At 61.0% G+C, this 15,587-nt stretch carries 10 protein-coding genes; 3 read left to right on the forward strand and 7 right to left on the reverse strand.

Features of this window, described 5'->3' with window-relative positions; genetic code table 11:
• Window positions 1–24: 24 nt before the first annotated feature.
• From CVE41_RS10215 to CVE41_RS10230, 4 genes are all read right to left on the reverse strand, one after another.
• The gene (locus CVE41_RS10215) at window positions 25–1,827 is read right to left on the reverse strand and encodes a magnesium transporter CorA family protein (RefSeq protein WP_100260551.1); all 1,803 of its coding nucleotides are present in this window, start codon (window positions 1,825–1,827) and stop codon (window positions 25–27) included.
• On the reverse strand, window positions 1,828–3,519 hold the full coding sequence (locus CVE41_RS10220; protein WP_100260552.1) for a TIR domain-containing protein: 1,692 nt from the start codon (window positions 3,517–3,519) through the stop codon (window positions 1,828–1,830). It lies immediately after the preceding gene.
• Between the two features lie 85 nt (window positions 3,520–3,604).
• Window positions 3,605–6,658, reverse strand: a complete 3,054-nt coding sequence (locus CVE41_RS10225) for an NAD(P)-binding protein (RefSeq protein WP_100260553.1) — start codon at window positions 6,656–6,658, stop codon at window positions 3,605–3,607.
• Window positions 6,655–7,620: a carotenoid biosynthesis protein gene (locus CVE41_RS10230; protein ID WP_100260554.1), complete on the reverse strand. Its 966-nt coding sequence runs from the start codon at window positions 7,618–7,620 to the stop codon at window positions 6,655–6,657. Before CVE41_RS10230 ends, CVE41_RS10225 begins: the two co-directional genes overlap by 4 nt.
• A gap of 307 nt (window positions 7,621–7,927) precedes the next feature.
• On the opposite strand from CVE41_RS10230, the gene CVE41_RS10235 reads away from it, so the two are divergent.
• Entirely contained in the window at window positions 7,928–9,097 is a 1,170-nt protein-coding gene (locus CVE41_RS10235) for a tyrosine-type recombinase/integrase (protein ID WP_100260555.1), read from the forward strand.
• A gap of 360 nt (window positions 9,098–9,457) precedes the next feature.
• On the opposite strand, the gene CVE41_RS10240 is transcribed toward CVE41_RS10235, so the two are convergent.
• The 3 genes from CVE41_RS10240 to CVE41_RS10250 all read right to left on the reverse strand — a co-directional run bounded on the left by CVE41_RS10240 (window position 9,458) and on the right by CVE41_RS10250 (window position 12,223).
• Window positions 9,458–10,249: an alpha/beta hydrolase gene (locus CVE41_RS10240; protein ID WP_157799479.1), complete on the reverse strand. Its 792-nt coding sequence runs from the start codon at window positions 10,247–10,249 to the stop codon at window positions 9,458–9,460.
• A gap of 79 nt (window positions 10,250–10,328) precedes the next feature.
• Window positions 10,329–11,528 carry a sensor histidine kinase gene (locus tag CVE41_RS10245; protein WP_198507647.1) on the reverse strand — a complete coding sequence of 400 codons (1,200 nt, stop codon included), beginning with the start codon at window positions 11,526–11,528 and terminating at the stop codon, window positions 10,329–10,331.
• A 17-nt stretch (window positions 11,529–11,545) separates the two neighbouring features.
• Entirely contained in the window at window positions 11,546–12,223 is a 678-nt protein-coding gene (locus tag CVE41_RS10250) for a response regulator transcription factor (protein WP_198507648.1), read from the reverse strand.
• Between the two features lie 170 nt (window positions 12,224–12,393).
• On the opposite strand from CVE41_RS10250, the gene CVE41_RS10255 reads away from it, so the two are divergent.
• Together CVE41_RS10255 and CVE41_RS10260 are read left to right on the forward strand one after the other, a co-directional pair.
• A complete protein-coding gene (locus CVE41_RS10255) occupies window positions 12,394–13,053 on the forward strand; it encodes an ABC transporter ATP-binding protein (protein WP_100260559.1) in 660 nt (219 codons plus the stop codon).
• Window positions 13,050–15,536, forward strand: a complete 2,487-nt coding sequence (locus CVE41_RS10260; protein WP_100260560.1) for an ABC transporter permease — start codon at window positions 13,050–13,052, stop codon at window positions 15,534–15,536. Before CVE41_RS10255 ends, CVE41_RS10260 begins: the two co-directional genes overlap by 4 nt.
• Window positions 15,537–15,587: the final 51 nt, after the last annotated feature.

Raw genomic sequence — 15,587 nt, forward strand, 5'->3', positions numbered from 1 at the left:
TCGGGGCGGCGTTTTTCATTGGGGTCAGCCCGGCAGGGCAATGGGCCGCGTTTCGTATTGCTGCTGCCACTGGTGCACATCCGACAGCATGATGTCGCTAAGCCTCCTGATCCTGTCTACGAGGCGCGTGTAGCCAAGATCATCGCGCTGGAATGACGCTTCGAGCTTGCGCAGGCGGCGGGCGAGGGCGGTCGATCGTTCTGCAGTCGCGGCGAAATCGCCCTGCATGCGGATGCCGTACAGGGCCGCGGCGAGTGCCGGGAAAAAGGCGGTCGCGAAAGTCGTGACCGCTGCCAGGCTGACACCGGATATATAGCCCATCTTGTCCGAGAAGATCGGGGTCGACAGGTAAAGGGCGCAAAACATGATCGTGCCGACGAACAACCAGTCGCCTGCCTCGTGCAACCTATGGTTGGTATGTTCCATCAAATGGGCGTTGCCGTCGTGATAGGCGATCTGGTCGCGGATCAAGCGGATGGCCGTCTCCCGAACCCGCGCCAGGTAGTCGCGGTCCAACTGCCCAGGCGGCATATCCAGTTCGCGCGCCGTGGCACGGGCATACCAGGTGACCCAGCCCGGGTGCGTGGTACCATCCTCCACGTCGCGCAGTTCCAGCCTTCCTAGTGTCGAGGACATTGCCAGCAACCTGAGGCGCTCGGCCAGATGGCGCCTGTCGATCCACATCGTATGGAAATCCGACCTGCGCGCACTTCGCGTGTTCAGGATGATGAGGGCGATTACCAGCAGCTCGGCGGCGATCAGGAAAGACTTGCCCGCGGGCCAGAACAGGCCCGACAGCGCAAGCAGGACCGCGAGGGCAGCCAGCGTGAAATTGGTCACGAAACTGCTTCTGAACCGCAAGGCGAAATAGCTCGCCGCCATATCCGCTCTTGCGAAGCGGTCGGCAACCTCGTCGTTCAGCCTGCGCCCGAGGGCTCCGAGACCTGCGAAGGGTTCGACCATCGGCATGAAGTACGTGCGCGCTTCGGCGACGGTGGGCATCTTGAAGCGCGTCTTGGCGATGCTTTTCGTCCCGCATGCAAGCAGCAGGAGGGGCCAGGCCATGCTGAACTGCTTGCGCTTGGGAGCGGGGGCGTAAAAGGTCTGCAGGCATTGCGCATCCTCGCCTTCGGGCGGCGCGCAAAGAGCCTCGAGCAGCTGGGTCAGGGCTTTCGACAGCTCGACACGTTCGACCCCATCGATGGACGGACGGTCCGGTATCTCGTCGTGAAGGCCGCTCCACAGCAATTGCGGTGGGTGGACCTCGTCGGGCCAGACATGGATGACAGGCATATGGCTGGCCACGGCCTGGGCGACGACTTCCGTCGTGCCGCCACGGCCGCGGGCTGCATCGCCGTCCCATACTGCGATGAGGATGTCCGACTGGGCCAGCACGAGGCGACCGATCGCTTCGTAAGCTCCGGGATCGCCCGGCTCGTGATCGACAAGTTCCACTGTGCTTTCCGCCGTCTCGATCAGGGCCAGCGTCTTTGCCCATTCGGAAGGTTCGAAATCGCGCGCATAGTCTTCCTTGCGAAAAGGCAGGCAGGCGGAGAGCGGCAAGCCCTGCGCCAGCGCCGCTTCGGCAGCCACCGTATCGGCACCGGTTGCCATGGCGGAGATCAGCCTGACGACAGGCTCCTCGTCGGAGAAAACATCGCGGTTGCGTTCGAAGATGTCGTGAAGGGCGGTTTTCGCGCGGGCGAAAATGTCCTCGCAGCCATGCCTTACGGCCTCATTTCGGTCGGTCGGCAATCGCGGTGGCCTGTGACCGGTGATGCCGATGCGCAAGGTGAGGCGCGGTTTCAGATCGAGCTGTTTCGACATTCAGTCCGTTGCGCCTTCCGCTTGCCAGTGCTCCTGCGCCCAAGCGCACATCTCGTCACAATGCTCCAGTTTGCCGAACCAGCGTTGCAGGCGAAGCTGGAGCAGGTCGAGCGTGACCTGCGGATCGTGCTCGCGCATCTTGGTGAGATGGTCTGCTGCCTGCTCGTGATTGCCCTCGTGCTTGTCGACCAGGAACAGGCCCAGATGGGCCGCTGCGCTGGTATGGTTGAGGCGCAATGCGCGGTCGTATTGTTTGCGGGCTTCGGGCAACTTTCCGTCCCGCAGGTGGACGCTGCCTTTCCAGACATACGTGGCAAACTGGGTATGCGCGCCCGGGGCCTGGACGATCTCGAGATCGAACTGCTCCAATGCTTCGTCGGCATTGTGCATCAATGCGTGGGCGATCCCGGCGTTGTAATGCGCAAGGCCGAAGTTAGGACTCTTCTCCAACGCGCGCTGAGCGTAGATCAGGGCGTCCTCGGGCTGGCCGATGTAATTATAGGCCTCGGCGACGTGAGCCAGCACCATCGGATTGTCCGGATCGAGCGTCAGGGCGCGGCTAATCTCTGCATTGATTTTCGCGATAGCGTCAGGATCGTCGGGCGAAGCATGCATATATATCGTCGCGTTCGCATCGGCGAGCATGGCGTGGGCCAGGCCGTAAGACGGGGCGATCTCGACCGCCTTCTGAGCATCCTGCAATGCCAGGAGAAGAGTTTCGCCGGTTATCTGGCGGTAATTGGCCACGGCCCGCGTGACCAGTTCCCATGCGGTCAGATTTTCCGGCTTTTTTAGAGCGCGTTCCATCTCGAGGCGGTTGACCTGCGAATTGAGATGGGCGGCGACTTCGAGGACCAGTTCCTCTTCAAGTTCGGCGAGTTCGTCCAGCGGCCGTTCGAACTTTTGTGTCCAGAGGATGGTGCCGGTTCGCGCGTCGAGCAGCTGGGCTGTGACACGCAGGGATTTCATCCTGCGCCGAACGTTCCCTTCGAGGATATATCGCACCCCCAGACTACGCGCCATCGCCTCTATATCGGCGATTTCGCCGTCGCGGTAACGCGCGACCGCGCTGCTGGAAATAACCCGCAGTTCCGCTGCCTGCGACAGCGCGTCGATTACGTCCTCGACCAGACCGATTGCAAAAACATCGTCGTCTTCGAGGCCCGAGCGGTTCTTGAACGGGAGAACCGCCAGCGACGGCAACTCGCCTTCTGCGTTTTCCGGTGGTGGAAGTGGGGGAGGGGCATGGGCGGACGCTTGGGGTCTAACGGTTTCTGCTTCCGTCCCGTCCCTGGAACTGCGCCGATCGACAACCTGTCGGATATCGGACACGAACGCCTGCCAGCGCGGATCCGACCGATCGCCGTTCCAACCGGTGAGGTCGGCGGTCTGGGTCAGTTCGAACATGATTGGCCGCTCGCACGGTGAAATCATGGCTGGGACCAGCGCCCCGTGTCGATCGCCGATGGTCGCTTCCGACCGAACCCACCGGGACTGCACCGAAGTTGCCGACCAGAGCACGACTACCGCCGGGGCCTGGCGCAATGCCTTCTCGATCACCTCGTCGTAGGTATCGCCCGAGCGCAGTGTTTCATCCCACCACACCGCGAAGCCCTCGTCCTGAAGGGTCGAGGCGTAAAGGCGGGCGACATCCTCGTCTGCGCGGCCATAGGATATGAACAGGTCGTGCAATGCTTCCCCCGTTCGACAGCCGCACTATCGCGGCAGTGAGCGTTCTCAATAAGCCGGATTTTCCGAATTTGCCATGCCGCGTGTTTCAGCTCTGCCAGAGGACCTTTCCGGGCATGATCGTCATGTCATAGGTGAGCCGCACCCCGTGGACTTCCTGACGGGGGTTGATCCCGAAATCTTTCGCCACCGGTGAGCTGTCGAGATGTTCGAGCGTCATGTCGAAACTCGTCAGCTTGGGGAAGGCGTCAAAGCGCGTGACCTCGCCCATCGCTTCGGTGATTGCCTGGTAACATGCCCTGTTGCCATCATGGACGTCGCGAAATTGCTTGAGGAACAGCTGCGGCACGCGGCGGTGCAGGGCGTCGCCGAGAATTTCGAAGTCGAGTTCGAGGCTGTTGTGCCAGCCATCTCCGCCCTTGCCGACGTGATGGTAGAGCGTCCGGACGGCGTCGCGGAAACCGGAAATGCCCGACAGCGTGGAGCTGTCCCTCTCCCCTTTGTGGTCCAGCGTCAGAAGGCGGTGCCGCGCCTGTTCGGCATTCTCACCGAAGGATCTTGTGGCGAATAGGTCGACGTTGAGAGCGCCCGCGGAATTGCCTTCGTCGTCGGGCAGGGTGATCCAGCCTTTCTGCTTGGCATATCCGAAGATTTCCCGACCCGATGCGATAGCTACCGGATTGTCCAGGACGAGGTAGGGCATGACCATGTCGAAATGGGTCGCAACCTCCTTGCCGCCGCGCTCCTCGACGCGCACCGCCGGGATCCAGAACGTCAGTTCCCGCTCGGGCGACCAGCCCATGTCCGGCTCGTCGACGAAGCGGCCGGTGCCGATGTCGACGATGGTCATCATCATTTTCGACGTCATCGGGCGAACGCGGATCTCGCCCCCGCTGGGTTCGTCGAACATCCTGCGGCAATAGCCTGCCATCAGGTCGTAGTCGGCATCGAGCAGGAAGGCCCACATGGTCGTATTGTCGAGGGTGATCCGCCCCGGGAATGTGACCATGCCAGGATGCTTCACGAAGGCGCCCCGCGCCTGCGACGGCCTTGCCGGATATTCCGCCTGTGTCAGCGCTTCGGCATCGACGCCGCGAATGTCGGTCGGGAATTTCGAGATCGCGTGGCTCGCGAGCATCCCGGAAATCGTGCTTGCCTCGAAGGAGCCGAGGTTTTGCCCGTTCTGGATCCAGTCGCCCGTGAGATAGAGGTTCGAATAGGTCGACCCGCTGGCGGTCATACGATGACGCGTCGAGTTGCGGACCGTTAGCGTGTAGCGTTCGCTCGGATCGATATTGGCGCGCACATAGGTGCTGCGGATGGCGCCGCCCTTCGGCGCACCGGGACCGAAGCCGCCTGGCCAGAAGCGCTCACCCTGCTGCTCCAGGAATTGCTCGGCGAACTGCTCGACCTTTCTCTGCTCGCGCAACGGAAATTCGTGATCCGAGGACGGTGGGAGTGTGTCCTTGCACGGCAGCGGGCCGCACATGATCTGCTCGGTGCGAATTCCTGAGTCTTTGGGCCATTCCTCCGTCGCGAGGACTTCGGATATGTCGCACCAAGTATTCAGATTGACCTTGTCGAAGGCGCCGACGAGGGTGGGAAGCGTCCAGCCGAGCTTCACCTCGTCCCTGTCCATCCAGGTTTGCAGGTTCTGCGTTGCCGTACTGCGGATCGTGTTATTGAATCGCGCCCATTCGGGCTTCTGGGCGATCAGGTCACGGCAGATGATCGGGTGGGCTGTAGGTGGGATGGCCAGCACAAGTGCATCGTAATCGTCACCCGCCGTCAGGGTGAGCGGGGGCAGGGCATCTTCCCATTCGGTCCAGTGCGATTCGAGATCGGCCCCCGAAGCGCGCAATTTGTCCCCGTCCTTGATCTGCTCGAAGCGGGGGCGGTCCGGCCAGACGTATTGTCCGCTCTTGAGCTGGCGCAGCGGATCGTAATCCCCGCCAAGCAATTCCACCTGCCGGCCCAGTTCGACCGCCTCGATCTGCTTTCCGTCGGCCGAGGGAACCAGACGATCGACTCGATGAAAGAATTCCACCTTCACGCCGCGCTGTTTCAGGACCTCGTAAATCGGCTGGACGATCGCATCGCCGGTAGCGCTGTTGAATTTCCAGATGATCGCGCCCTGATAGGTTGCCGTGTTCATCAGCGAGACCACCATGGTCCCCGCCTCGACTTCTCCCGGCTTCGTCCAGTCGCCTTGCGGATATGCGAAGATCAGGTCGTACAGGCTCCGGATCAAAGAAGAATCCAGAGTCAGCTCGTCCGCGCCGTGCGACCTCAGCCAGTCGCGGTAATCGAGAGCATTGACCCGTTCCAGATTGGCTTCAGGATCGAAGAGAAGCCCGTCGCGCAGGGAGCCGATCAGGCTGGTCAGGCCAAGGTCGACGAAAATCCAGAAGTGCCGCAAGTCTGCATCTTCATTGAGCAATGGGCGCGCTCGTCGCTGGATCCAGCTGCGCAATCCCGACACAGCGTCGGCCAGCAGGCTATGGTGGTGCGCGCCGTGCTTGCCGGGGTCCTCGACCAATGCTTGCACGATCCCCATCGCATCGCGAATGATGACGCTGGCCGCCTCCGCGACGATATGTTCGATGCCAAGGAGAATCCGCACGATCATGCGGCGCCACCATGGCAGCGAGGAAAGATCGGGGTGATCGGAGAACGTGATGCCGTGCGTCCCGAGCATTTCGCTCTCGATCCACTCGAGAACCTCGGCGATACGTCCCCAGATGTCGGGTGCCTTGGTTATACCCGGCGTACCCGGCATAACGGGCACGCCGAAAGGCCAAGGTTCATATTTGCCATCACGGCGATCCATCAGCGTGAGCTTCGTCTGCTGGGTGAAAGCCTTGTCCCACGTCTCGAACGGAAGGTTTTTCGCTTCGCCATAGGCTTCCTGCACCATGCGGAACGCGTTCTGGTAAGCGCCCATGAACACGTGAAGGCCGTGTTCCTGCACTCGTTCGCCGTGGTCGGGATTGCGGCCGGTGGCGCACTTGCCGCCCAGTCTCCAGCCCAGCTGGTAGATCGTGATGTCGTACTTCCTGCGTTGCTCCGGTGCGCTGAGGTAGAACGCGGTGACGATGCCAGAAAGTCCGCCGCCGAGAATGGCGATGCGTGTCTTCGTCATGGCTGGCCCTCCGCCCGCTCCTGGAGCGTTGAAGCCACCACTTCACCCTGCTGCGGGTAGAGCGGCAGATCCGTGCGGTTCGCAAAGAGGTGGAAGGCGGCGAAGAAGGCCGGGATGCCCATTACGAATGGGGAAATCAGGTGCACATCCTCGATTTCCGGATAGCCGAGCCACGTGTCGATCAGGGCCATGCCGGCATAGAGACCGACGGGAATGGCGATCATGAAACGGGAATTCATTCCCGGTGCCGGGTCGAGAGGAAGGCGTCGTTCCACCAGTCTGTAAAGGAAGAAGACAGTGAAGCTCGCGATCAGCCAGCCGCGAAAATTCTCCAGCGGCACACCGAAATGCGGTCCGGGGTCGACCCACACCCATGCTGGGTGGCCGACTTCTCCGGGCTGAAGTTCCTTGGTCAGGCAATCGAGGCCATGATCGGGGCAGGGGTGATAGCTCATTACCGGATCCATGGTCAGGTCCCAGGCAGTCATGACCATCGCGCTAAGCAAGCTCATCCAGATGATCGGGACGATGGCCGTGCGCCGGGAAACCGGGCCGCCTTCCGCGATCAGGTTGGTGATGATGTAGCTTGGATAGAACATCATATACCAGGCGAGCGGGATCAGAACCGGGATGCGGTCGAACAGCTTCCAGCCGAGGATATGGGTGTAGAAATAGGGACCGAAAATCAATCCCGTGCTCTCGCCGACGAATTCGAAACCGAACGAGATGAACACTGCCATCAGGAACAGCGTCAGAGCGCGCTTCCAGCCAAGCAGCATGAAGGAATGACCGAGGCAGATCGCGGCGGCGGATGGCACCAGAATGCCCCACGGTATCCGCTCCAGCGACATGTTGAACCCGCCGGTCTTTATCCCGACGTAGAACAGCACGATCGTCAGTAATGTCAGGATCAACCAAACGGCGGCCGGAATCCGGCCCAGCCTGCTGGTAATCGCCCCCATATTCGCCCCTCCGCACAAGTGGGCGTTACCGCCACTGGCTCATGCGACCTCGATCGCCATGGTAGGATGACGCTACGGAATTGCAAGCGCGTCCCGGAAAGGGGCGGGGAGCGCGTTCGGATTGGCGGGGGAGGAAATGGTGGGCGCGGCAAGGATTGAACTTGCGACCCCACCCGTGTGAAGGGTGAGAAATTAGACATCGGCAACTTTACTGGGACAAAAAAGCGTGTAAAAACAAGTACGGACGTTCGGTGACGTCCACCCATATTTTTCATGTTTTTTTCATGGATTTTGGAGCTGGCAGATCATGGCCGATTTGAGCCGCATTGGGGAACGGGAAAAGCTGAAGCCCAGGACTGGTGATGAGCCTTACTGGCAACGATTGCGGCAAGGGTGTTATGTTGGCTTCCGCCCTTCGAGGAAGAAAGTTGGAGGCACGTGGTTTGCCCGTGTTTATAATCCAGACACGAACCGAAACTCACGTAAGCGGTTGGGTGATTACGGGACGCTTACTGGCCATGAGATATTCAACCAGGCGAAATTGGATGCTGAGACCTGGGCTGAAACCGTTGAAAGCGGAGGTGAGCGCCCCCGTGCGATCGCCACAGTTAAGGATGCGTGCGTAGCGTATCTGCAGGAAAAGCCTGGATCGATTGCGGAGGGAGTGTTTCGGCGGCATGTCAATAACGACCCGATAGCCAAAGTAAAACTCGACAAGCTCCGACGCCACCATCTCAGGGCTTGGCGTAAACGACTGGAGGCGGCTCCAGCTCTTGTCTCTCGGAACAAAAGCGGGGACCAACAAACTAAAGAGCGGTCCAAGTCCACGGTCAACCGTGATATGGTGCCCCTGCGCGCCGCGCTCGGACAAGTCCTCAAGCTGGGCGCGCCAAATACCGATGCCGCATGGCAGGAAGCGCTACGGCCATTCAAGGGCGCAGATAGACGGAGAGGGCTCTATCTTGATCGGCATGAACGAAAGCGTCTTGTTGATGCTTGCGATGACGTCGCGGCCCCCTTCGTCAAAGCTCTATGCCTCTTGCCTTTACGTCCGGGAGCGCTTGCGTCGCTAAAGGTTCGTGACTTCGACGAGCGGACACGTTCGCTCAACATTGGGAGGGACAAAAATGGCAATCCTCGCCAGATTGCAATTCCGCAAATCGTCTCTGCCTTCGTTGCCGAACAATTGGAGGGTAAAGCTTCCGATGCGCCGATCTTCGCTCGGTCAGGGGGCTCCGAATGGAACAAGGATGCTTGGAAGTATCCGATAAAGGAAGCAGTGAGAGCCGCAGGCTTACCCAATGCTACGACAGCCTACACCCTGCGCCATAGCGTCATCACTGACTTAATCCGCGCACGCCTTCCCATCCTTACCGTGGCGCAACTATCTGGCACCAGCGTCGCGATGATCGAGAAGCACTACGGCCATTTAGTGCGGGGCGATGCTGAGGAGGCGCTGGCGACGCTCTTCATTTGATCATTGGCGGACGGCGTCGCGGCGAAGGCAGTTTCTTCGAGCGAAGCAAGAGAATTGTTCGAAAAGAACACAAACCATGGTGCTCGTATGACGAGATCCGGGGGCTCCTTTTGCCCTCTTCTCGGACATTAGAGCACTCCCACCACAACCCCGAAACCGGCCGTTCATTCAGGCTTGTGCGGGTGGCAGCTAAGCGCCCTCATATTGGACATTGGAGCATTGCTAGCCACTACCCGATAGCCGACCGGCAGCTATTGACCTTATGGCGAACGGATTGGCGTGCAATGCCTGGCATTCCCTCTCTCGGCTTCACCAAAGCAATCGGAAACAATCGAAATGCCAACCGGGCAATGATAGATTCTATCGACCCTCCTCTGCGATCCATGCTGCAACGGTATCGGTATATTCCCGCGGCAATCTGTGACCGCTTTCGAATTCCACGCGGGCGAGATTGGCACCGGCAAGTTTCACCAGCTCGGCATTCTGCTCCGGGGTCGAAAACTGGTCCTCGCTCGCGGTGACCAAGAGCCAGTTCGCTTTGACCCGGTCGGCGAAGGTGATCGGGGCCACTTCCGGCACGTTGCGGACAGCGGGCGGTACCATGGTGACCAGCTGCGATACGCGATCATCCTGCGCGGACAGCAAGATCGCTGTTTGCGCGCCCATGCTGTAGCCGATGACCACTACCCGGTCGGGCTTGGCGAACCGGGTTTCGATGTAGTTGAGCAGTTCGACATAGTCGGCGACAGTCTGGCTGATCATGGCGCGATAGGGACCCGCCTCGCCCGTCCGCGCGCCCTTGAGCCGGTCGATCGGCGAAAGCTCATTTGCCCGCGGCCCATGGGCCCGCGCGTCGAGAGCGAAGACTCTGTAACCCCTTTCGATGAGGTCGCGCGTCACGGCGTCGACGTAAAAAGCCTGATCGTATGCCAGCCACGTCATGCTCGACTGCCCCAAGCCGTGCATCAGGATCGCGACGGGTGCCTCGTCACCGGTTCCGTGCTTTTCGAAGAGGAAGCCAGTGATCCGATCTCCGTCCGAAGCTTCCATCACCAAAGGTTCGACAAGCGTCTGGGACTGTGCCGGAAGCGCGCCCATAACAGCCAATGCCGCAGCAAAGCAGAGAGCAATTCTCGAGAATAGGGTATTCATAGCAATCTCCATGTGTGTGGAGATATGCTAGCCGCGGCGAAGTCAAAGCGGCGTCAAACCCATTGCGGCGCGACCGCGGTCACCATGAAACCCGGGCAATCGTCCCGGTTTCCTCGTCGGGCCCGACACTGATCGCCAGCCCGAAATGCGCGCAAAGCCTTTCAGCTAGGGACAGCCCGATTCCGAAGCCGCCTACATCGGAAGGCTCGCCGAAACCCACGCCTGTGTCTCGCACGCAAACATCGCTCTCGGAAATGCGAACTGAGACTTCGCCCTGATTGGTGAACGTGAATGCATTGCGTACCAGGTTGCCGATGATCACCTGCGCTACGGCATCGGGCACCGGCATCCGGGAACCCCGGTCTCCAACAATGCCGAAAGCGACCTCGTCATCATTGAGCAAGTGCCGGTTGATCTTCGCTGCCTGTTCGCAGCTCTGCCAGACATTGCATGTAGCATCCTCATCCGGCTGGCGGCCGAGCCACAGGATGCCTTCGGTCAGCAAGCGCATGTTTCCGAGAGCCGATCCCAGCCGGTCGGTGACCGGTGTGCGCTCGCCCGCATCATCCAGTAGTTCGGCGGCTCCCATCGCAATCGATAGCGGCGTTCGCAGCTCATGACTGACGTCGCGATTGAATTGCCGTTCGCGTTCGATGAGTTCCTCGATCCGCTCGTCACGCGCTGCAAGCGATGCGGCGAGCAGGACTATTTCCTCCGGCGGGTTGTCGGTCTCGCTCGGCCCGGAGGCAGCGGGACATTCACCGGATGCTGCTTGCGCCATCGCTTCCAGCGGACCGCTAACCCTTTTGGCCAATCTCCCCAGGAAGATGAGCGCGATTACCAGCATCACCCCGCCCAGCACGGCGACGATGGCGATGAATTGTAGAACCTGCTGCGTCGAGCGGACGTAGGGCCGCGCATTGAAGGTGATATAATGCGGCTCTCCGTCGACCGAACGTATGGCCACATGGTAGTGTGTGTCGCTGTCGACGGTGACTTCGTATTCGCCGTCGGTCCACGTGGGATCGATCCCCTTCCCGAGTGGTGCGGGCAACGCATCGAACCGCTCGTAGTACTGCATCTCAATGCCGGAAATCGTGTTGGCAGTCGTTGGGGAAGGGCTTTCCTGCCTGCCAATGACACGGTCCGCCACGCTGCTCGCCTGGTTCTCAAAAATCTGGTCCTCCAGGTCGAAGCCGAAGAGCACCGCCACGAGAACCGTCGCTGCGAAACACAGGCCGACCGAGAGCAGGAGATTGCGCGTGAGCAGGGATTGCACGCTTCGCGCCCGTGGCCTCATCGGTCGCCTCCGCGGGTGAGCCTATAGCCGCGTGTCCGATTGGTGGCGATCTCGATCGCCGGGTCACCGCCGGGCTGCAATTCGGCCAGGATGCGGCGAAGATTGTAGATGTGAGTTCGCAAGGCGCCACTGGCCGGTGGCTCGTCGCCCCAGATCTGGTAGCTTATCGTCGATCCCGGCAAGGGGTTCGGGACTTCCTGCATCAGCCACTTGAGGATGTCCGCCTCCATCTTGTTAAGATGCCTCGATTCGTCCCCGATGCGGGCGGTCTGGCCGGACGGGTCGAGGACCAGGTCGGCAAAGCGCAGCTCGAGCGCGTTCACGACCCTCGGGCGGCTGGCCAATGCGCCGATCCGCATCTTGAGTTCGCGCAAGGCGAAGGGCTTGGTCAGATAGTCATCGGCGCCGGCAGCAAACCCGTCTTCCTTGTCGTCGAGCGTATCTCTGGCGGTGAGCATCAGGATCGGCGCCTGAAGCCGCGCCTCGGCCTTGTACCTCCGGCACAGCTCGATCCCGTCCAGTCGCGGCAGGTTGAGGTCGAGCACGATGACATCGTAATCGTTGGTGCAGGCGAGCTTGAGCCCCTCCTCGCCATTATAGGCGAAATCGAGGAGAAACTCCGGCTCGAGATAGTCGGCGATGTTCGCCTGGATATCCAGATTGTCTTCGATCACCAGAACCCGCAATCCGCACCTCCCCTCGAACCCGCCGGACACCTCATAGCACAGGACAGCCCGTCCGGCCTCTGGACCGGTAAACGTCAATCGGATGTCAAATTCCGTTTCACACTGATTTGACCTGCCGCCTCATAGACCTCGCTGCCATCACTGGACCCGAGGATGGCATGAATACCCAGATTGGCCTGCACCGCATCTCCCATTTCTTCGACGCGCCCCACGGTCGGATATCGCTTTTCGAGGAGATTGATCTCGTATTCGAGGGAGGGAAGACCCACGCGATCGTCGGGCCCTCGGGCGTCGGCAAATCGAGCCTGTTGTCGCTTGCCGCCGGACTCGAGCCGCCGAAGCATGGCGAGGTCAGTTTCATGCTGGATGGCCGGGAGCTCACTACGACGCAATTGCGCAGGAATTCCGGTTTCGTGTTCCAGCAGTTCCACCTGCTCCCCGAACTCGACGCGCTCGGCAATATCGCCCTCCCGCTCAAACTGGGCGGCGATCGACAGGCCTATGCGCAGGCGTCTGACTGGCTCGAAAGAGTGAATTTGCAGGATCGCGCCAGCCACAAGCCGACCGAGATGAGTGGCGGCGAACAGCAGCGGGTCGCAATTGCCAGGGCCTTTGCGACAGCACCCGCTTTCGTTTTTGCCGATGAGCCGACCGGCAATCTCGACGCGGCCACCTCAGCGACGATTACCGATCTGATGTTCAGCTTTGCCGAAGAGACCGGGGCCGCCCTGATTGTGGTGACCCACAGCGATGCCCTCGCAAGGCGCGCGCACAGTCGCCTGGCCCTTTCACCCTCGGGCATCGAGGCACTCGCATGAGCTGGCTGCGCACCGGCTTCGAGAACGCCCTGTCCGATGCGCGTTCGAGCGACGGTAGACTGGTCATTGCGATCCAGACTGCCCTCGTTTTCTTCCTCACGACACTGGCGCTGACCGGGGCGTCCGTGCAGGCCTATCTCGACGACAACCTCGACCAGATGCTGGGCGCGGACATGTCCTTGTCCGGTCCGCGCGCGCTTCCTGATGACGATCTGCGGCAGATTGCCGGATGGGCCGACGCTGTGGCCGAAGTCCGAATGGTTCCGCTAGCAGTATCCCACGAGGCCAAGACTGTTCGGGTACAGGTCAAGATCGCGGATGAAAACTACCCCCTGCAGGGCAAGCTCGAGATAGGGTCCGGCCTCGACCAGACCTCGCTGGAGAAAACCGTGCGCGGCCCGACACAAGGTGAAATCTGGCTCGGACCGAGGGCGGCAAGGGCCCTTGGCGTCGAGATCGGCGACCGGGTCGCGATCGGCGAAGATGCGCTCACCGTATCCGCGATCCTTTACCATGAACCTGACCGCCTGGCAGAAGGCCATTCGGTCGCTATGCGCGCGCTCGTCGGTGAGGGCTCGCTGAGGCTTGCCGATGAGGCGAGCAGCCAGATCGTCCACCGTGTGCTCATTGCCGCCGATGCCGACCGCCAAGCGCTGATCGAGGAATGGACTGCCGAGAACCACGGGGATTTCGCGGTCGTCACCAAGACCGGCGGAGGCCATCCTCTGGCATTGTTCTGGCAGCGCATCGAGAATTTCCTCGGCCTGGCTTCGGTGATCCTGTTCTTTCTCGCCGCGATCGCCATCGACATGGCCAATCGCCGGTATCTCAAGCGCCAGACGCAGCGGCTTTCAATCTATCTCAGCTTTGGTCAGAGCATGACCCAATGCATGCGGTTGGCGGTGTTCCAGTGGCTCGTCTGCTTCGTACTTTCCCTCCTCGCGGGAGCCGGCCTAGCCATGCTCGCGCAGGGCTTCCTCGTCGATCAGCTGGCGGACCAGTTTCCGGGCATAGCTGCGCAGACCCATCCGCTCGTCATGGCGAAGACCTTCGCGCTCATCGCCTTGCTGCTCCTGGCGTTCCAAGTGCCGATGTTGCTGCAACTTCGGCGCGCCTCTCTCGTCAGCCTGATCCGGTCGATCGAATATCCTTCGGCCCGGTGGCTGCGGCTGTTCTGGGGAGCCGCAAGTATCACGGTGCTGGCGGCGTACTATTCCGACAATGTGACGCTGACCCTGCTCACGCTGGGCGCGCTGGGCGCGGCGCTGGTGCTCATGATCTTCCTGAGCTGGGCCATACTGACGCTCGGCGAGCGCCTCGGGCGCAACCGGACGGGCCTGCTGTCTTTCAGTTTCTTCGTCATGAAGCAGCGCATAGTCAGCAAGTCGTCGCAGATCCTGGGGCTCGGCCTTTGCAGCCTGCTGCTGCTCTTCACGCTTATGCTGATGAAGGACATCGGCTCGACCATGGAGAGCTATTCGCGGGCCAACAACGGCAATCTGATGGTCGCGGAACTTCCGGCAGAGGAGTTGGCCGTCTTCGAGGACTGGAGCGCTGCGAACCAGGCCGGAATTCGTCAGATGCGCCCCTACGCGAGCGCTAAGCTGGTCGGGATAAACGGGAAACCCGTCGCCGAGGCGGTCGCCTCGCCCAGCGAAACGCTGGCGGTGGTCGGCGAATCCCTACGCATGTCATGGTCGCGCGAGGTGCCGGACAATAACAGTCTCGTTGCCGGCCGCTGGTGGTCGGAAGACGATACAAGCTGGCGGCAGGTCTCGGCTGAGAGCGAGGTGATCGCCGATCTGGGCCTCGCATTCGGAGACCGGCTTGCGTTCGCGATCGATGGCGATGAGGTCGAGCTGGAGCTGGTTGCGGAGCACGCCTACAAGCCGGGCGGCGGATCTGTAACCTTCTGGTTCCAGATGCCCGAACGGGCGCATGCCGCGCTGGCGCCCCGAACCTTCTATATGGGCAGTGCGGAACTTCCCGATGCGGCCTGGGGCAATCTGGGCTCCTTGTGGCGGGACACACCCACCCTGTCACTCGTACCCTTGAAGGAAATTACCCGGCGGTTCGACGATACGCTCGCGCTCGTCACGAAAATCGTGGTCGGTTTCGCCGGAATGGTACTGGTCATGACCGCGCTCGTCATCGCGGCTTCGATGCAGGGTTTCGAGAGCGAGGACCGGCAGAAGAACGGTCTGCTCCTGAGCATGGGCGTCACCAGGCGCGGATGCTTGCGCCTCGCGCTCTACGACTGGCTCACGGTCGCGGGTATTGCAGGAGTGGGTGCCGTGTCAGGCACGTGGCTCGCCGGACTGCTGATCTATCAGTCGCAGTTCTCAATGACCTACACCCCGCAGCCGCTCTGGATGGCGTCAGCGATGATGCTGGTCGGCCTGTGCGTCTGCGGCCTCGGGCTTCTCTACAGCAGGGCGAGCCTCTCCGTTTCGGTGAAGTCGCTGCTCGACCAGGATCGCTGATAACGGAGCAAGTTGCCTCACCCTTCCAACCAATAAGCAAGGAGGTTAACC

It is taken from the genome of Qipengyuania seohaensis, from assembly GCF_002795865.1.
Taxonomy (GTDB): Bacteria; Pseudomonadota; Alphaproteobacteria; order Sphingomonadales; family Sphingomonadaceae; genus Qipengyuania; species Qipengyuania seohaensis.

Excerpts from the sequence above, each read along its gene's own strand:
- CVE41_RS10215 (WP_100260551.1), bottom strand. The coding sequence starts at position 1,827 with ATGTCGAAACAGCTCGATCTGAAACCGCGCCTCACCTTGCGCATCGGC.
- CVE41_RS10225 (WP_100260553.1), bottom strand. The coding sequence starts at position 6,658 with ATGACGAAGACACGCATCGCCATTCTCGGCGGCGGACTTTCTGGCATC.
- CVE41_RS10230 (WP_100260554.1), bottom strand. The coding sequence starts at position 7,620 with ATGGGGGCGATTACCAGCAGGCTGGGCCGGATTCCGGCCGCCGTTTGG.
- CVE41_RS10235 (WP_100260555.1), top strand. The coding sequence starts at position 7,928 with ATGGCCGATTTGAGCCGCATTGGGGAACGGGAAAAGCTGAAGCCCAGG.
- CVE41_RS10240 (WP_157799479.1), bottom strand. The coding sequence starts at position 10,249 with ATGAATACCCTATTCTCGAGAATTGCTCTCTGCTTTGCTGCGGCATTG.
- CVE41_RS10255 (WP_100260559.1), top strand. The coding sequence starts at position 12,394 with ATGAATACCCAGATTGGCCTGCACCGCATCTCCCATTTCTTCGACGCG.
- CVE41_RS10260 (WP_100260560.1), top strand. The coding sequence starts at position 13,050 with ATGAGCTGGCTGCGCACCGGCTTCGAGAACGCCCTGTCCGATGCGCGT.